Annotated in this window: 12 protein-coding genes; 5 read left to right on the forward strand and 7 right to left on the reverse strand. The window is 66.4% G+C overall.

Translation table 11 applies throughout. The features are described from left to right. Positions 1-93 precede the first annotated feature (93 nt). Positions 94-795, forward strand: coding sequence for a hypothetical protein (locus tag AOP75_RS02975; RefSeq protein WP_062076865.1), 702 nt, complete (start codon positions 94-96; stop codon positions 793-795). Between the two features lie 42 nt (positions 796-837). Here AOP75_RS02975 and AOP75_RS02980 read toward each other — a convergent pair whose 3' ends face one another. From AOP75_RS02980 to AOP75_RS03000, 5 genes are all read right to left on the reverse strand, one after another. Next, positions 838-2,427, reverse strand: coding sequence for a stealth family protein (locus tag AOP75_RS02980; protein WP_062076866.1), 1,590 nt, complete (start codon positions 2,425-2,427; stop codon positions 838-840). A gap of 364 nt (positions 2,428-2,791) precedes the next feature. Continuing rightward, the gene (gene guaA / locus AOP75_RS02985; protein ID WP_062076867.1) at positions 2,792-4,366 is read right to left on the reverse strand and encodes a glutamine-hydrolyzing GMP synthase; all 1,575 of its coding nucleotides are present in this window, start codon (positions 4,364-4,366) and stop codon (positions 2,792-2,794) included. Next, positions 4,363-4,728: a DUF3817 domain-containing protein gene (locus AOP75_RS02990; protein ID WP_062076868.1), complete on the reverse strand. Its 366-nt coding sequence runs from the start codon at positions 4,726-4,728 to the stop codon at positions 4,363-4,365. The genes guaA and AOP75_RS02990 overlap by 4 nt, the downstream gene beginning before the upstream one ends. Beyond that, positions 4,725-5,522 (reverse strand): SURF1 family cytochrome oxidase biogenesis protein, encoded by a 798-nt coding sequence (locus AOP75_RS12835; RefSeq protein ID WP_062076869.1) that lies wholly within the window; start codon positions 5,520-5,522, stop codon positions 4,725-4,727. Before AOP75_RS12835 ends, AOP75_RS02990 begins: the two co-directional genes overlap by 4 nt. Continuing rightward, positions 5,519-6,721: a GGDEF domain-containing protein gene (locus tag AOP75_RS03000; protein ID WP_062076870.1), complete on the reverse strand. Its 1,203-nt coding sequence runs from the start codon at positions 6,719-6,721 to the stop codon at positions 5,519-5,521. Before AOP75_RS03000 ends, AOP75_RS12835 begins: the two co-directional genes overlap by 4 nt. A gap of 170 nt (positions 6,722-6,891) precedes the next feature. On the opposite strand from AOP75_RS03000, the gene pta reads away from it, so the two are divergent. From pta to AOP75_RS03020, 4 genes are all read left to right on the forward strand, one after another. Beyond that, entirely contained in the window at positions 6,892-8,970 is a 2,079-nt protein-coding gene (gene pta / locus AOP75_RS03005; RefSeq protein ID WP_062076871.1) for a phosphate acetyltransferase, read from the forward strand. Further along, positions 8,967-10,103 carry an acetate kinase gene (locus tag AOP75_RS03010; protein ID WP_062076872.1) on the forward strand — a complete coding sequence of 379 codons (1,137 nt, stop codon included), beginning with the start codon at positions 8,967-8,969 and terminating at the stop codon, positions 10,101-10,103. Before pta ends, AOP75_RS03010 begins: the two co-directional genes overlap by 4 nt. A gap of 131 nt (positions 10,104-10,234) precedes the next feature. Then, positions 10,235-11,023: a hypothetical protein gene (locus AOP75_RS03015; RefSeq protein ID WP_062076873.1), complete on the forward strand. Its 789-nt coding sequence runs from the start codon at positions 10,235-10,237 to the stop codon at positions 11,021-11,023. Between the two features lie 28 nt (positions 11,024-11,051). Then, positions 11,052-12,860: an ABC-F family ATP-binding cassette domain-containing protein gene (locus tag AOP75_RS03020; RefSeq protein WP_062076874.1), complete on the forward strand. Its 1,809-nt coding sequence runs from the start codon at positions 11,052-11,054 to the stop codon at positions 12,858-12,860. 86 nt (positions 12,861-12,946) lie between these two features. Here the strand turns inward: AOP75_RS03020 and AOP75_RS03025 are convergent, their stop codons facing one another. Next, positions 12,947-14,113, reverse strand: coding sequence for an ABC transporter permease (locus AOP75_RS03025; RefSeq protein ID WP_062076875.1), 1,167 nt, complete (start codon positions 14,111-14,113; stop codon positions 12,947-12,949). Further along, on the reverse strand, positions 14,110-15,012 hold the full coding sequence (locus tag AOP75_RS03030) for an ABC transporter ATP-binding protein (protein ID WP_062078342.1): 903 nt from the start codon (positions 15,010-15,012) through the stop codon (positions 14,110-14,112). The genes AOP75_RS03025 and AOP75_RS03030 overlap by 4 nt, the downstream gene beginning before the upstream one ends. Between the last annotated feature and the right edge of the window lie 166 nt (positions 15,013-15,178).

The following is a 15,178-nucleotide window of genomic DNA, read 5'->3' on the forward strand; positions in this document are numbered from 1 at the left end:
GGAGCGCGCCCCACGACCCTGCAGGGAATCCACGGCCCGCGCCGTCCGTTGCCCTTACGGAACCACGACGCCCCTCATGCCAAGGAGACACCCGTGCCCTACCGCCTGACCGCCGCCGCTCTCGCCTCCACCTTGGTGGTGGCCGGGTGCTCCGCGAGTGACACAGACACCACCGCAACGGCGACCGCGACCGCGCCGCCGACCACCGAGTCGGCACCTCACGCGGACGCCAGTCCCACATCGAAAACGTCGGCGGACATCGACGTGGACTCCGAGGGCTCACCGAGCGCCGATGCGCAGGACGCCGAGGGCACCGCAGCGCTGGGCACCGCCGCCGCGACTGTGGAGATCACTTTGCCGGGACAGTGGCAATACGAGGGCACGTACGGCGACGGCGCCGTGCCGTACGCCGTGCTGGTGGATGCCTCGCAAGCCTTTGACCTCTCCGAGCCGGGTTCGGCCGCATACGACGACTCCGTGTGGGTCCAGGTCGAGACCTACCGAGTAGGCGCCGACGCGCCGTTTGCTGACGCGGTCGCCGACAACCCGGCTGACCTCGCGGGCCAGCTCGCGGACGCCCATGGCGGCGACGCGCAAGAGGTCGACGGCCGAGACGTGCCGCTCGTTTATGCCACCTACGAGCAGGACGGAGCGAGCGTCGATGACCTGTACGCGCTCCACGGTGACGTATGGATCCTTGCGCGACCCAGCAACGTTGACGTCGACGGCTACCTTGACGGCGACGACGTCGACGGGATCCTCACCGCCGTCTTGGAAAAGGCAACGATTCTCTAGGGCCGATGCCCCGGCAAGCGGGCATAGAGCGTGACACGTCCGTCACGCTGCCTCGAAACTGCTAGGGACCGGGAACACCTGCTCGAGAAACGCCGGGACAATCTGGTCAAGTTCGGCCATCTGCTCAGGCGTGGCATTGGTCTCGTTGAGACAGAACACATCGAGGTTGCGACGCTGACGCAGGAGCGCGAGCTGAGAACGGACATCCGGACGGGCGAGATCGAGGTAGCCATACCGAATGGAGCCCTCGTGTGCCCGGCCGGACGCGTATGCCCAGTAGTGGTGCAGCGCGGACGTGATGGAGATGTCCTTGGGGTGACGCAGCACGGAGGCTTGGGTCTGCGCAAACAGGTCGGCGTGGGTCGCTTCGAGGTCTGCCAGTACGTCCTTGCGTTGGGGGTGCGGAGTGTGCTTGAACTTCTGCGTGATCGTCACTCCGAACGCGTCGCGCACGAGCGCGCGATTGTTCTTCGCGGCAGATAGCACGGGAAGGTCGCGTGCCGACGGCTCGGCGACGTCCAGCACTGCCTTAGAGCGGAAGAACTTGGTCAGGCCGCCGGGACCAAAGAACGTCTGGGCGGCGACTGGCCGGCCAAACATGATGTCGTCGTTGATGTAGAGGTAGCGATCGCTCAGGCCAGGGATGTGGTGAAGTTGGGACTCGATCGCGTGCGAATTGAATACCGGCAGGACGGAGGGGTCGGAGAAAATCTCGCTGTGGTCGACAACGGTCACGCGCGGGTGGCCCTCGACAAGCCACGCCGGGCGCTGGCGGTCCGTCACGATGTAGATGTGACGCACCCACGGGGCGTACATCTCGAGAGACCTCAGCGAATAGCGCAGTTCGTCGCGGTCGGCGTACCGGGACGGGACGTCTGCCGCATCGTTGTACTCCTCGCGCTCGGTGTCCCCAGTGCGCTCGGCTTTGCGCGCGAGCCACGCGGGATCGTTGCCGTCGACCCAGGTGTAGACAACATCGATGGGGTCAGTGACGGCATCGATCAGCGGGGGCCACGCGGGTGTGAACGTGGCATCGCCCGAATACTCGGCCCACGTGTCCGGCTCAAAATACGCAACCGTCGTCGCTGGGTGGCGTGGGTGACGGTGCAACGTGCCGGGCGTGAACTCATCGCCGTCGACCCGCTCGATGCCCTCGCCGAGCGCCGTGTACACCAGAACCGTGACCGTCTCTGCACGGGAATTGAGGCGCCGCGCGGGCGCGTCGACGTTGCGGTAGACGCGCGCCGACAGCAGACCGCCCTCACGATCACCAGGAACCATAGGCGCGGCACCATCGGCAGGCTTCGCCGAACGCGCCACTGGTTGCCGCTGAGCCTGCCGGGTGCGCAGGACCCAGCCGTCCTCAGCAGATAGCGCGCCAAGCGCCTCCGCTGTTCGTGAGGCATCGGCTTCACCGACCACCACCGTGGGCGCGTACGAGTCAGGCGCTGGTAGCACGGTGTGCCGCACCCCCGCCCCGCTCAGGGCTCGCCTGACCGCTGCCAGGTTCTCGGCCACGAGGTGCCCTGCGTTGTGGCCCCGCTGCGCGGGGATTGATGGCTCGCGGGACTCGCGCTCACGGAGCCGCTCCCACTTCCACTCGAGGTAGCGCAGACGCTGCGCCTCCGTCATGCGTGATGCCACATTCCGACGCAAACGCGTCACCAGTCGTGCCAATCCAGTGCCCTCCCTAGGCAGTGCCGAACAAACATGAACAGCAAGTGAACAGCGTTTGGGAGGCGGTATTTGTTCCCGGATATTTTGGTGTAAACCAGGACAAACCCTTGGCTGCCCGCGCGGCCGGCCCGACAGGCTGCCGCCGGTGGGCTCGTCAACCCGCGCCAAGGGGGATCGGTGGACGACCACATCGCGGCTCGCGTGGCGCGTACGGGATGAGGCGCGCGGCGGCGCCCAGGAACGCGAAACGGCGGCCAGGCTGACCTGACCGCCGTTGCCCGCCGTCAAAGTACAGGCAGGTAAAGGTACGCGCGGGGAGCTACTCCCACTCGATGGTGCCCGGCGGCTTGCTGGTGACGTCCAGCGTGACGCGGTTGACTTCGGCGACCTCATTCGTGATGCGGTTGCTGATGTGCGCGAGCGTCTCGTAGGGCAGGCGCGACCAGTCAGCGGTCATCGCGTCCTCGGAGGACACAGGCCGCAGCACGACGGGGTGGCCGTACGTGCGCCCGTCACCCTGGACGCCTACCGAGCGGACGTCGGCGAGCAGCACCACCGGGCACTGCCAGATTTCCTGGTCCAGGCCGGCTGCGGTCAGTTCCTCGCGAGCGATGGCGTCCGCTTTGCGCAGGATCTCCAGACGCTCCCAGGTCACCTCGCCAATGATGCGGATTCCCAGACCGGGGCCGGGGAAGGGCTGGCGTCCCACGATCTCCTCGGGGATGCCGAGTTCACGGCCCACCGCGCGGACCTCGTCCTTGAACAGGGTGCGCAGCGGCTCCACGAGCGAGAACTGAAGGTCATCGGGAAGACCGCCCACGTTGTGGTGGCTCTTGATGTTGGCTGCGCCTTCGCCGCCGCCGGACTCGACTACGTCGGGGTACAGCGTGCCCTGGACGAGGAACTCGACGTCGCCGTCGGCGCCGGCCTCTTCAACAACCTGGCGCGCGGCATCCTCGAACACGCGGATGAACTCGCGGCCAATGATTTTGCGCTTGTCCTCGGGGTCCGAGACGCCGGCGAGCGCAGTCAGGAACCGCTCCTTCTCATCACGAATGATGAGGCGCACCCCGGTGGAGGCCACGAAGTCCTTTTCGATCTGCTCGACCTCGCCCGCGCGCATGAGGCCGTGGTCGACGTGGATGCAGGTGAGCTGGTCACCCACGGCCTTTTGCACAATCGCTGCCGCGACGGCGGAGTCGACGCCGCCGGACAGGGCGCAGATGACGCGCTTGTCGCCCACCTGTGCGCGGATGCGCTCGACCTGCTCATCAATGACGTTCGCGCTGGTCCAGTCTGCGGTCAGCCCCGCGACGTGGAACAGGAAGTTCTCAATGGCGCGCTGTCCCTCGGGAGAGTGCTTCACCTCGGGGTGCCACTGCACGCCGCACATGCGGGCGTCGAGGTTCTCGAACGCGGCGACCGGAGCGCCTTCAGTCGTGGCGAGCACGGTGAATCCCTCGGGCGCTGCCTGCACGGAGTCGCCGTGGCTCATCCACACGGTCTGCTCTGCGCCGGACCCGGCGAGCGCGGTGCCAGGTTCAGCGACTGCTGCGGTGGTGCGTCCGTACTCGCGCTTGCCGGTCTGCGCGACGGTACCGCCCATCGCCTGCGCCATGGCCTGGAAGCCGTAGCAAATGCCCATGATGGGAACGCCAGCGGTGAAGATCGCTTGGTCGATGCTGGGCGCGCCGTCCGCGTACACGGAGGAGGGGCCGCCGGACAGGATGATCGCGGCGGGGTTCTTCTCGAGCATGCGCTCTGCGGACATCGAGTGCGGCACGATCTCGCTGTACACGTTGGCCTCACGCACGCGGCGCGCGATGAGCTGCGCATACTGGGCGCCAAAGTCAACGACCAGCACGGGCCGATGCTCGGTGGGCGGGGTAGTCATGCGGCCTCCTTGGCGACAACGGGCTCGAGCTCGCGGGCAACGCGCCGCTCGATGAAGAACGACAACAGCGGCACCACGCCGCCCAAGAACATGGTGGCGAGGCGGCCGTAGCCCCAGCGCGCTTGCATCCATAGTTGCATCACGGTGATGACGTAGACGATATAGACGAATCCGTGCACCTGCGCGAGGATCCCGAATCCCGACTCCCACGACTCCGGGGTGTTGAGCGCCGGAATGTAGCGCAGCAGTGCCAGAAAGACGATGATCAGCAGGGTGCCCGTAATGAACGCCATCACTTTGTAGCGCGCGAGGGCTCCAGGGGACACGGCCGATGCCGTGGCTGGGGTGGCGGGCTCAGTCACGAGGGTCCTTCCTTCAGGGCGGTGTCCGCGGCGGCCTCGACGTCCTGAGCGGGAGCGGGCTGCACACGTCCATTGTCCCGTATCCACCGCGCGGCAATGAACGCGAAGAACGCGGCGAACAGCCACCATTCCAAGGCGTAGACGATCGAGCGGAAGTTCAGCTCGGCCTGCGGCTCGGGGGCTGGCAGTGCGTTCAATCCTTCTTCAGGCGACTCGGCGACCAGCACCGCTGAGTACAACGGACTGTCCCAATGCTGAGCAAACTGCGCCGGCGACAGTGTTGGGACCCAGAATGCGCCGTCTACCTCGGTGTCAGGCAGCTGGCCAAGTCCGGCCAGGCCCTCGGACCCGCGCAAGTAGCCGGAGATCTCGGCAGCAGGTTCGGGCTCACCCACCGGTCCCCCGACCTCGGCCGCGTTTTCCCAACCCACGACGACGGCGAGAGTAGCCTCCTGCCCCGTGCCCGTGGCATCGGCCGCCACCGTGTACGGACGCACCACCAGGACGGCGTCTTGCGACTCAATGGTGCGGCCGGGAACCAAAGCCGCCTCGGCATCGGCCCATTCACCGGCGACGTCCACAGCGGAACCTACGCCCCCCTCCGCCGGGCTGGCCGGCGCGAGCACGTCTGCAAGTGGGACGGGCTCTGGGTCGGGCTCGGCGGACTGCGCGTGTGTGCCGGACGACCACTGCCAGGTGCCGAGCGCGCCACACACGATCACCACGGCGATCGCGAGCGCGCTCACACCGAAGACGGGGCCGCGCTTGATGGCACCCACGGGGCGAGCCGTCACGCTCCTGCCCCGCGCACGCGGCGGCGGTCTTGAACACGGTCAAGGCGCGCACCCTCAGCAGGGTCGCGTTGCACGGCGCTCACTCGGTCTCGGCCCTTCTGCTTGGACGTATACAGCGCGTCGTCGGCTCGTTTGATCGCGTAGTGCGCGGAGCCCACGTGCTCACCTTCAGTCACGCCTATCGACACCGTGATCGCGTGGTCGTGGCCGCTACACACGACGGGGCGTTCGCCGATGCTCCGGCGAATGCGATCCATCGTCAGCGCCGCTTCCTCGAGGGTCGCGTCTGGCAGAACAAAGATGAACTCTTCGCCTCCCCATCGTCCCACGGAATCCGTGAGGCGCAGTTCTGCTCGCAGGCGCACGCCCACCTCGGCGAGAACGGCGTCGCCGCAAGCGTGCCCGTGCGCGTCGTTGAGTTCTTTGAAGCGGTCCAGGTCCGCGATCGCGACGCAGTAGGGCGCAGCCCCTGGCAGAGCGAGAGCTTCGAGTCTCGCCAACACTGGCCGGCGAGTGGCCAAGCCCGTCAGCGCATCGGTGTTGGCGAGCGACTCTGCCCTGTGGGCCGATTCCGCGGCGAGCTGCTGCGCGGCGTCTGCGCGATAGTGCGCGATGGCGGCGAGCATGAACAGCAACGCGGCGGTCACAACGGCGGCAACGGAAAACATGCCGTTCAACACTGTGCGGGGCATCTCATATTGCGCCCTGGACGCCGGCATCGTGAACTGGCACAGCAAGAAAGCACCCAGGCTGAGCACCACCCACATGGCGCGCCAGGCCCACTGGCTCTTGGTCAGCAACACATACACCAGTTGAGCGGCGGCCAACAGGTACAGATGGACGCCCGACTCCCAGCCCAAGAACCACGTGCCATAGGCCATTTGCACGGTGGGGACGGCGAAGGCCGTGAGCGCCGCAGCCAACTGACGACCGCACCGCACAATGACGATGCCAGCTGTATGCAATGCGATCCACACCACGTGCATCAGCACTAGGGGACGCAGGCCCGCGGCGTCGTAGGAAAGATAAAAGCTCAGGTACCCCAACGTGATCACCAGGCACAGACCCAAGAATGCCTGGGTGGAAGCGGCTGCGCGCCCGACTTCGCCGGTCAAACCGCTGACGCCTCTCTCAAGAAGGCGCGCCACCGTGTCCGACAACGCGCCTCGCCGGCGCGACCCCGGTCCCTCAGCCGTCATGGGCCCCTCATATCCCGCACCAACTCGGCCGACCCTCACGAGTCACAGCCGCGCCGGGCGCCCCTCATTACCGTCAAGCGTACGCGGAGGCGCCGACATCCTCTAGGGCTGTGGACACTCGGGACTACAGTCACGGAGCACGCGCCCCACCTGCGTGAAAGGATGGTGACGTGGCTCGCAACATTTACATCGCATCGGCAGAAGGCGACACCGGGAAATCCACGGTGGCCCTGGGAATCACCGCGCTGTTGGCGCGCACGGTCACGCGCGTGGGGGTGTTCCGACCCGTGGCCCGCGTCGCGGACGGGTCCGACTATGTCCTTGACCTGTTGTTGGGGCACGACGGCGTGGACTTGTCCTACGACGAGGCAGTCGGCGTCACGTACGAGGATGTTCACCGCGACCCCGATGCGGCGCTCGCGACCATCGTGTCCCGCTACCACGAGGTTGAGCGCAAGTGCGATGCCGTCGTGATTGTCGGCACGGACTACACCGATGTCTCTGCCGCCGCAGAACTCGAGTTCAATGCCCGCATCGCGGCGAACCTCGCCGCCCCCGTCGCCCTCGTTGTACACGGCCGCGAGCGCACTCCGCGCGAAGTGGCGCGCGTCGTCGAACAAGCACGCAACGAACTGACCGACTCGCACGCGCGGGTCGCTGCAGTGTTCGCCAACCGCTGCGACCCCGACCAACTCGATGCCGTGCGCGACGCACTCCCGGCGGAGCTCGCCATGGGTGCGCTGCCCGAGGATCCCCTGCTGGTTGCGCCGCACCTTGGCCAACTGGTGGAGGCGGTCGACGGCGAACTCATCGCTGGTGACCCAGCGTTGCTGTCGCGCGAGGTCCGCAAGGTGCTCGTGGGCGCGATGACTGCGGAGAACCTACTCGAACACCTCCGCGACGACGCGGTCGTGATCACGCCCGGCGACCGCTCGGATGCCCTCATGACGCTACTGACAGCCCACGGCGCTGAGGGCTTCCCGACGTTGTCAGGGATCATCCTGAACGGCGGGCTCGAGCCCTCACCCACCGTGACCCGGCTCCTCACCGGCACGGGCTCCGCACTTCCGATTGTGCGCACCGACCTAGGCACGTTTGAGACCGCCAACCGGTGCTGGAACACCCGCGGGCGGCTCTCGCGCGAGTCCGCCATCAAGGTTGACCTCGCGCTCAGCCTGTTTGATCGCAACGTGGACACCGAGGCGTTGGCGCGCCTGCTCGACGTGGCGAGGACCGACGTCGTGACACCCCTGATGTTCGAGTACGACCTCCTGGACCGCGCGCGCTCAAGCCGCAAGCACATCGTGTTGCCCGAGGGCAACGACGATCGCATTCTGCGAGCCGCCTCGACCTTGCTCACCCGAGACGTGGTGGATCTCACCATCCTGGGCACGGAGTCGGCGCTACGCCAACGCGCAGCTGAACTCGGCATCGACATTGAGGCCGCCCGGATCATCTCCCCAGAGGACCCGGAGCTCGTGGAGCGCTTCGCCGCGCGCTACGCAGAGGTACGGGCCTCCAAGGGTGTCACCGTGGAACAGGCCCGCGAGCTTGTCCAAGACGTGAGCTACTTCGGCACCATGATGGTGCAAGAGGGGCTCGCCGACGGCATGGTCTCCGGAGCAGCGCACACCACCGCGCACACCATCACGCCATCGTTCAGGGTCATCAAAACGGCGCCAGGAGTGGGCGTGGTGTCGTCGGTGTTCTTCATGTGCCTGGCCGACCGCGTCCTCGTGTACGGCGACTGCGCCGTCAACCCCGATCCCACGGCAGAACAACTCGCCGACATCGCCATCTCCTCCGCTGAGACGGCTCAGCAGTTCCACATCCAGCCCCGCGTCGCAATGCTGTCCTACTCCACGGGCGAGTCCGGCTCGGGCCAGGATGTCGACAAGGTGCGCGAGGCAACGCGGATCGTCAAGGAGCGCCGTCCCGACCTCCTGGTTGACGGGCCCATGCAATACGACGCCGCCGTTGAGCCGTCCGTCGCACGCTCGAAGGCGCCTGACTCGCCGGTCGCAGGGCAGGCCACCGTATTGGTGTTCCCCGACCTCAACACGGGCAACAACACGTACAAGGCAGTGCAGCGTTCGGCTGGCGCCGTCGCCGTCGGCCCAGTCCTTCAGGGCCTGCGCAAGCCGGTGAACGACCTCTCTCGCGGCGCCCTTGTCCAAGACATCGTCAATACTGTCGCTATCACTGCGATCCAGGCGCAGGGTCTGGACGCCAAGGAGGAAAACGCGTGAGCGTCAACTACGTGGGGGTCGCGCTGGTCCTCAATTGCGGCTCCAGTTCCATCAAGTACCAAGTGGTCGACACCACGAAGGACGAGCCACTCACGGTCGGCCTGGTCGAGCGAGTGACGAACCACGCCGAAGGCGTCCAGGAGATCATCGCCTCGCTGGAAGCTCCCGGCTCAGGCGTGAACGTCAGCGACCTCACCGTCGTGGGCCACCGCGTGGTGCAGGGCGGAGCAGAATTCTCCGCCCCTACCATCATCGACGACGAGGTGGAGAAGAAGATCGCGATGCTCGCGACTCTGGCGCCGCTTCACAACCCGCCGAACCTTGCGGGGATCTCCGCGGCACGCCACGCCTTCCCGCACCTGCCGCACGTCGCGATCTTCGACACCGCCTTCCACGCCACGTTGCCGGAGGCCGCGTACACCTACGCCATTGACCGACGTGTCGCAGCCGAGCACGGCGTTCGCCGCTACGGCTTCCACGGCACGTCCCACGCGTACGTGTCGCGAGAAACGGCGCGCCTCATGGGCCGTCCGGTCGAGGACGTCAACACGATCGTGCTTCACCTCGGCAACGGAGCGTCGGCCTGCGCCGTGGCCGGTGGACGCTCCATCGACACGTCGATGGGCCTCACCCCACTTGAGGGACTCGTCATGGGCACACGTTCCGGCGACATCGACCCGGCCGTCGTGACCCACCTCGCCCGCACGGCAGGCATGACCGTCGACGAGGTCGACACCTTGCTCAACCGCCAGTCCGGCATGGTCGGACTCACCGGCTACGCGGACATGCGTGACGTCAACAACGCCATCGACGAGGGATCCCACGAGGCCAAGGTCGGCATGGACGTGTACTGCCGGCGCATCCGCGGCTACATTGGCCAGTACTACGCGCAGCTGGGCCACCTCGATGCGATCACCTTCACCGCTGGTGTGGGCGAGAACGACTCGGTGGTGCGCGCGGGTGCACTCGACGGGCTCGCCGAGCTCGGCATCGTCATCGACCTCGAGCGCAATGAGGGCCGCAAGAAGGAGCCCACGTTGATCTCTGCCGACGACTCCCGCGTCCAGGTGTGGGTAGTGCCCACCAATGAGGAGCGCGAGATCGCCGTGCAATCCGTGGCGGCCGCTACCTGACGCCACACGCCGCTTGTGTGACTTATTGCACGTGTCCGGTTTGGGCTTGTCGCCCACGGATTGCAGGCATGCCGCTTAGAGTGGCGATGCTGTAGCTCAGATGGCGGGATGCAGCAGGGAGTGAGATACCGATGTCTGACATTTCGGTGTGGGTGGCGACGGCCGCCCGCGAACCGTCCGAGGCACTACTGACGCGCCTGGATCGACGATGGCGTGACGGTGTCCAGGCAGCAAAGAACGAGGACTGCGTCTGGCTACGCGATGCCATGCACTCCTTCGTCCTCGCCCACGTGGACAGAGCGGCGTACCGCCGCCGGCTCAGGACGGTGTTCCTCACCGGGGGCGAAACCCACGAGCACTGTCACGGTTTCACGCCCATGTCCGACCTCGTCACCGGCGACATGTTTGGCCCCCAAGAGATCGACGCCCGCCACACCGGCGACGACTCGCCCCTGGCTGCGGCCATCTCGCTGGCCAAGACGGACCCTCATGTCCTCGCCGTCCCCGTCATCACGGAGCGCACCTACACCGACGTCGACGAGTTCTTCGACCACGCCGCGACCACGCTGCGCGCGGACGTGCACGGCGCTGTCCTTCCCGTCCTGTACGCGCCAATGGGCGAGGATCTGGACGAGGTTGACGCCCGCGAGAACCTCCTGCGAGCTGGAGGCTTTGCCACCTACACGGTGGATGTGGACTTCACCCGCGACGAGCCCCATGACATTCACGCAAGCGTGGCGCTGCTCCTCGAAGATGCGCTCGACTCGATCGCCCACCTCAAGGCGGATACGCCGGGGCTGAGCATGCTGGGCGCACCGACGTGGCCGCTCATCACCGTGCGTGCCGACCAGTCGTGGGACCCCGACCGGTGCCGTGAGCAGACGCTCGAAACCGCGCGTAAGGGCACCGCCGGGGCTTAGCGCCTCCCACGCCCTCTACCCTGGTCGGGTGGCACATCTCATTGGCGCTCAGGGCGTCCACCTCGACTTCGGCACCGGCACTGTTCTCGATGACGTCACGGTGGGCCTCGAGGACGGCGACCGGATTGGCATTGTGGGCTCCAACGGAGCCGGCAAGTCGTCGCTGATGGCGATCTTGGCCGGGCGGCTCGCACCGCACGACGGGATCGTGACGACCTCCCGAGGCACGCAGGTGGGTGTACTCGATCAGTCGGACCATGTGGACGAGTCACTCACCGTCCTACAGGCCATCGTTGGCGATGCCGACACCCACGAATGGGCGTCCGACCCTCGCGTGCGCGACATCATGTCCGGTTTGGTGCCCGACCTTCCGGCAGACGCCGTGGTGGGGACATTGTCAGGCGGCCAGCAGCGACGCGTTGCTCTCGCACACGTCCTGGTCGGCGAACATGACGTCGTATTCCTTGACGAACCCACGAACCACCTCGATGTCGACGGCGTCGCGTGGCTCGCCGAGCACATCAACCGGCGCTGGGCCAAGGGTCGCGGAGCGCTTGCCGTCGTGACCCACGATCGGTGGTTCCTCGATGCGGTGACTCAGCGCACCTGGGAAGTCCACGACGGCACCATTGACCAGTACGAGGGCGGCTATGCGGCCTACGTTCTGCAGCGAGTCGAGCGTGACCGGATCGCCGCGGCCACGGAGGCCAAGCGCCAGAACCTCATGCGCAAAGAGTTGGCCTGGCTTCAGCGCGGCGCTCCGGCTCGCACCTCCAAGCCCAAGTTCCGCATCGACGCGGCGAACGCGTTGATTGAGGACGTTCCGCCGGTGCGCGACAAAGTGCAATTGGCACGCATGGCGGCGGCTCGCCTAGGCAAGGACGTGGTCGAGCTCATCCGCTGCTCAGTGAGCTACCCCCTGCCCGACGGCACGTCGCGTGAGGTGCTGCGCGACGTGGACTGGAACATTGGTCCCGGCGAACGCACCGGCATCCTGGGGACCAACGGCGCAGGTAAGTCGACGCTCCTGAAGCTCATCACGGGCGCCATTGAACCCACATCGGGTCGCGTCAAGACAGGCAAGACGGTGCGGGTCGCCACGCTGTCGCAGCAGCTGGCCGAGCTGGACGATGTCGCAGACGAGCGCGTCTCGGGACTCGTCAAGCGGTTCCAGTCAATCGAGCTGTCCGATGGTTCCGAGATGACTCCCACGCAATTGCTTGAGCGACTGGGCTTCACGAGCGCGCAACTCAAGACCCAAGTGGGCCGCCTCTCCGGCGGTCAGCGCCGCCGCCTGCAACTGTTGATGGTGTTGCTGACGGAGCCCAACGTGCTTGTGCTGGATGAGCCGACCAACGATCTGGACACGGATGTTCTCGCGGCCATGGAGGATCTGCTCGACTCCTGGCCAGGCACGCTCATTGTCGTCAGCCACGACCGCTACCTCGTCGAGCGGGTGACCGACCAGCAGTACGCGGTGCTCGATGGCGGGCTACGGCACCTGCCGGGTGGGATCGACGAGTATGTGGGCCTCGCGCGCGAGCGCCGAGCGGCCACGGGTGGAGTCGGCACCTTTGGCTCGGCAGGCGATGCTGTAGCGCAGACGGTCAAGGGCGGGGCAGAGCGGCGCGCCCTCGAGAAGGACGTCGCCGCGGTGGAACGCCGCATGGAACGCCTCGACAAGGAGGCGGCGACGCTCCACGAGCAGATGGCCGCGCACGACCAGTCGGACTACGAAGGCCTGGGCGCCCTCACGTCGAAGCTACGCGCGATCGACGAAGAAAAGGACACGCTCGAGGAGCGCTGGCTAGAGCTCCAGGAGTGCCTTGGCGTGTAGCGGGCGGCCCTACGAGCGTTCGCGGGGCACAGGTGCGCGATCTCGCACGAGCGCGAGCACCCGTGCCCCTCGATCTCACGAGCGCGTTAGCCGCGCTTGAACGCCTCGGTCAGTTTCATTCGGCCACCAGTATTGAGGACGGCTCCGGCGTAGACGCGCCCGGCAATCCATGTCAGGACAGGGATCGTCACGAGGCAGATCACGATGGCGAGCACCGTCTCACCCGTCGTAATGGTGCCAAAGGCGGCCCGCATCGGCACCAGGAACGGCGCAAAGAACGGCACCTGCGTGAGCACCACGGTTGCCGTGCCGTCGGGGTTGTTCGGCACCAGGTAGATCGCGAGGTACAGCGGGACCATCATGAGGAACATCATGGGCGTCGTGATGGACCCGATGTCCTCTTGGCGGGACACGAGTGCGGCAAGGCCGCCAAACAGAATCGTGAAGACCGCGAAGCCCAGGACAAACCACACGGCGAAGTTCGTCACCAGCAGACCGGCGGGCACGTCCAAGGTATCCATGAAGCCCAGGTACCACGCGGCGCCCACCAACGGAACGAACATGGTGGCGGCCTGAACCAGGGAGTACATGCCCACCCCCAGTACCTTGCCGCCGAGCAACGTCGCGGGGCGCACGGTCGCCAGCAGTACCTCGACAACCCGCGAGGACTTCTCCTCGACCACGCCCATCATGATCACGGACGCGCTTTGGATCAGCACAAAGAACAGCACGATGACCACGACTACACCGGCAAAGAACGTCTGCCCGTCGAAGTCATTCGTGTCGCCCACCACCGTGACGTCCGGCGTCGCGGCCGCGAGTGCGTCGCCTACGCCCGCAGGGTCGCCCCCGAGGTCGCTGATGCGCTCGTCCAGCACGGCGGCCTGCGCTGCACCGTGCACGACTGACACGAGCGCATCGTTGCCGTCGCCGAGGTACAGCTGCGGCTGCTCGGCCGGACCCACCAGCACTCCAGCGGCGCCCTCGGATGGGGCAGGTTCCTCACCGGCATCGACCTCAACCACCTCGAGGTCGAAGTCCTGTGCGGCGGCGGCGCTGTCGAGATAAGGGATCAGGGGCGCGGCCGTCGCGGTGTCGACCTCAAGGACGGTGGCCTCGCTCTCCCCATCGAGGAAGGGCTTAGCGATGAGCGCGCCACCGATCACGACGACGAGCATGATTCCCGAGGAGATCAGGTTGGCCTTGGACATTGTGCGCGTGCGGAACTCCCGCTTTGCGATCAGCCACATCATGCGTGTGCGCCCTCCTCGGTGTCGCTCACCACGTCTTGGAAGAGGTCAGTCAGGCTAGGCCGCACGGGGGTGAACTCCGCGACGGTGCCCTGGGACAGGGCCGATGCCAGGACGGCTTGGGCGGCGTCGCGGGAGGGGGCTTCGACGAGCCAGCGCCGCTCGCCTTGAGCGGTCACGCTCACGCCGGGCCACTCCCCTGCGAGATCCCCATCTGCCAATGTCACCGTCCATTGTTGGCGATCGGTCGAGCGCAGTTCGTCGATGGTGCCGAGCGCCACGAGCCGCCCCGCCTTGACGATCCCGACTCGATCGCACAACTTTTCGACAAGTTCCAGCTGGTGGGAGGAGAAGATGACGGGCACGCCTTTGGCGGCCTGGCCACGCAGCACCTCGCTCATGACGGCAACGGCGACAGGGTCCAAACCCGAGAACGGCTCGTCAAGAACCAGGATGTCGGGATCGTGGACGAGCGCGGCCGCGAGTTGAACGCGCTGCTGGTTGCCCAACGAGAGTTTGTCGACCTCGTCTCCCCGGCGCTCAGCCACACCCAAGACGTCAGTCCAGTGCTCCATAGCCGCCACGGCATCGGCCTCACTGAGGCCATGGAGCTGAGCGAGATACACGAGCTGCTCGCCCACCTTCATCCGGGGGTACAGGCCACGCTCCTCCGGCATGTAGCCAATGCGACGGCGCACCTGCAGATCCACTGGCGCTCCGTCCCACCGCACCTGACCGCCATCGCCACGTAGGACGCCCAAGATGATGCGCATCGTGGTGGTCTTGCCGGCACCGTTGGAGCCCACAAACCCGAAGATCTCTCCGGCCGAAACGTTGAAGGAGACGCCATCGAGCGCTCTCACTCGTCCATAGGACTTCTCAAGGGCATCAATTTCCAGAATGGACACGTCTGCCTATCCCCCCGATCGTGGCTGTTGCGGCGCCTGTCACCGTTGAGGCGCTTTGTGTCACCCTATCCCTGACCACGAGGCAAAGTGATCCTCCGCGAGACCGACGCACACCCTGAGCCGGGGCATCGGCCCTTGTCACCTTCCGCCGCGCGAATGA

Source organism: Demequina globuliformis (assembly GCF_000975155.1).
GTDB classification, from domain to species: Bacteria; Actinomycetota; Actinomycetes; order Actinomycetales; family Demequinaceae; genus Demequina; species Demequina globuliformis.

What these genes read in the sequence shown, in the direction of transcription:
- AOP75_RS02980 (WP_062076866.1), bottom strand. Translation starts at nt 2,427, where the DNA reads ATGACGGAGGCGCAGCGTCTGCGCTACCTCGAGTGGAAGTGGGAGCGG.
- guaA (WP_062076867.1), bottom strand. Translation starts at nt 4,366, where the DNA reads ATGACTACCCCGCCCACCGAGCATCGGCCCGTGCTGGTCGTTGACTTT.
- AOP75_RS03000 (WP_062076870.1), bottom strand. Translation starts at nt 6,721, where the DNA reads ATGACGGCTGAGGGACCGGGGTCGCGCCGGCGAGGCGCGTTGTCGGAC.
- AOP75_RS03015 (WP_062076873.1), top strand. Translation starts at nt 10,235, where the DNA reads ATGTCTGACATTTCGGTGTGGGTGGCGACGGCCGCCCGCGAACCGTCC.
- AOP75_RS03025 (WP_062076875.1), bottom strand. Translation starts at nt 14,113, where the DNA reads ATGATGTGGCTGATCGCAAAGCGGGAGTTCCGCACGCGCACAATGTCC.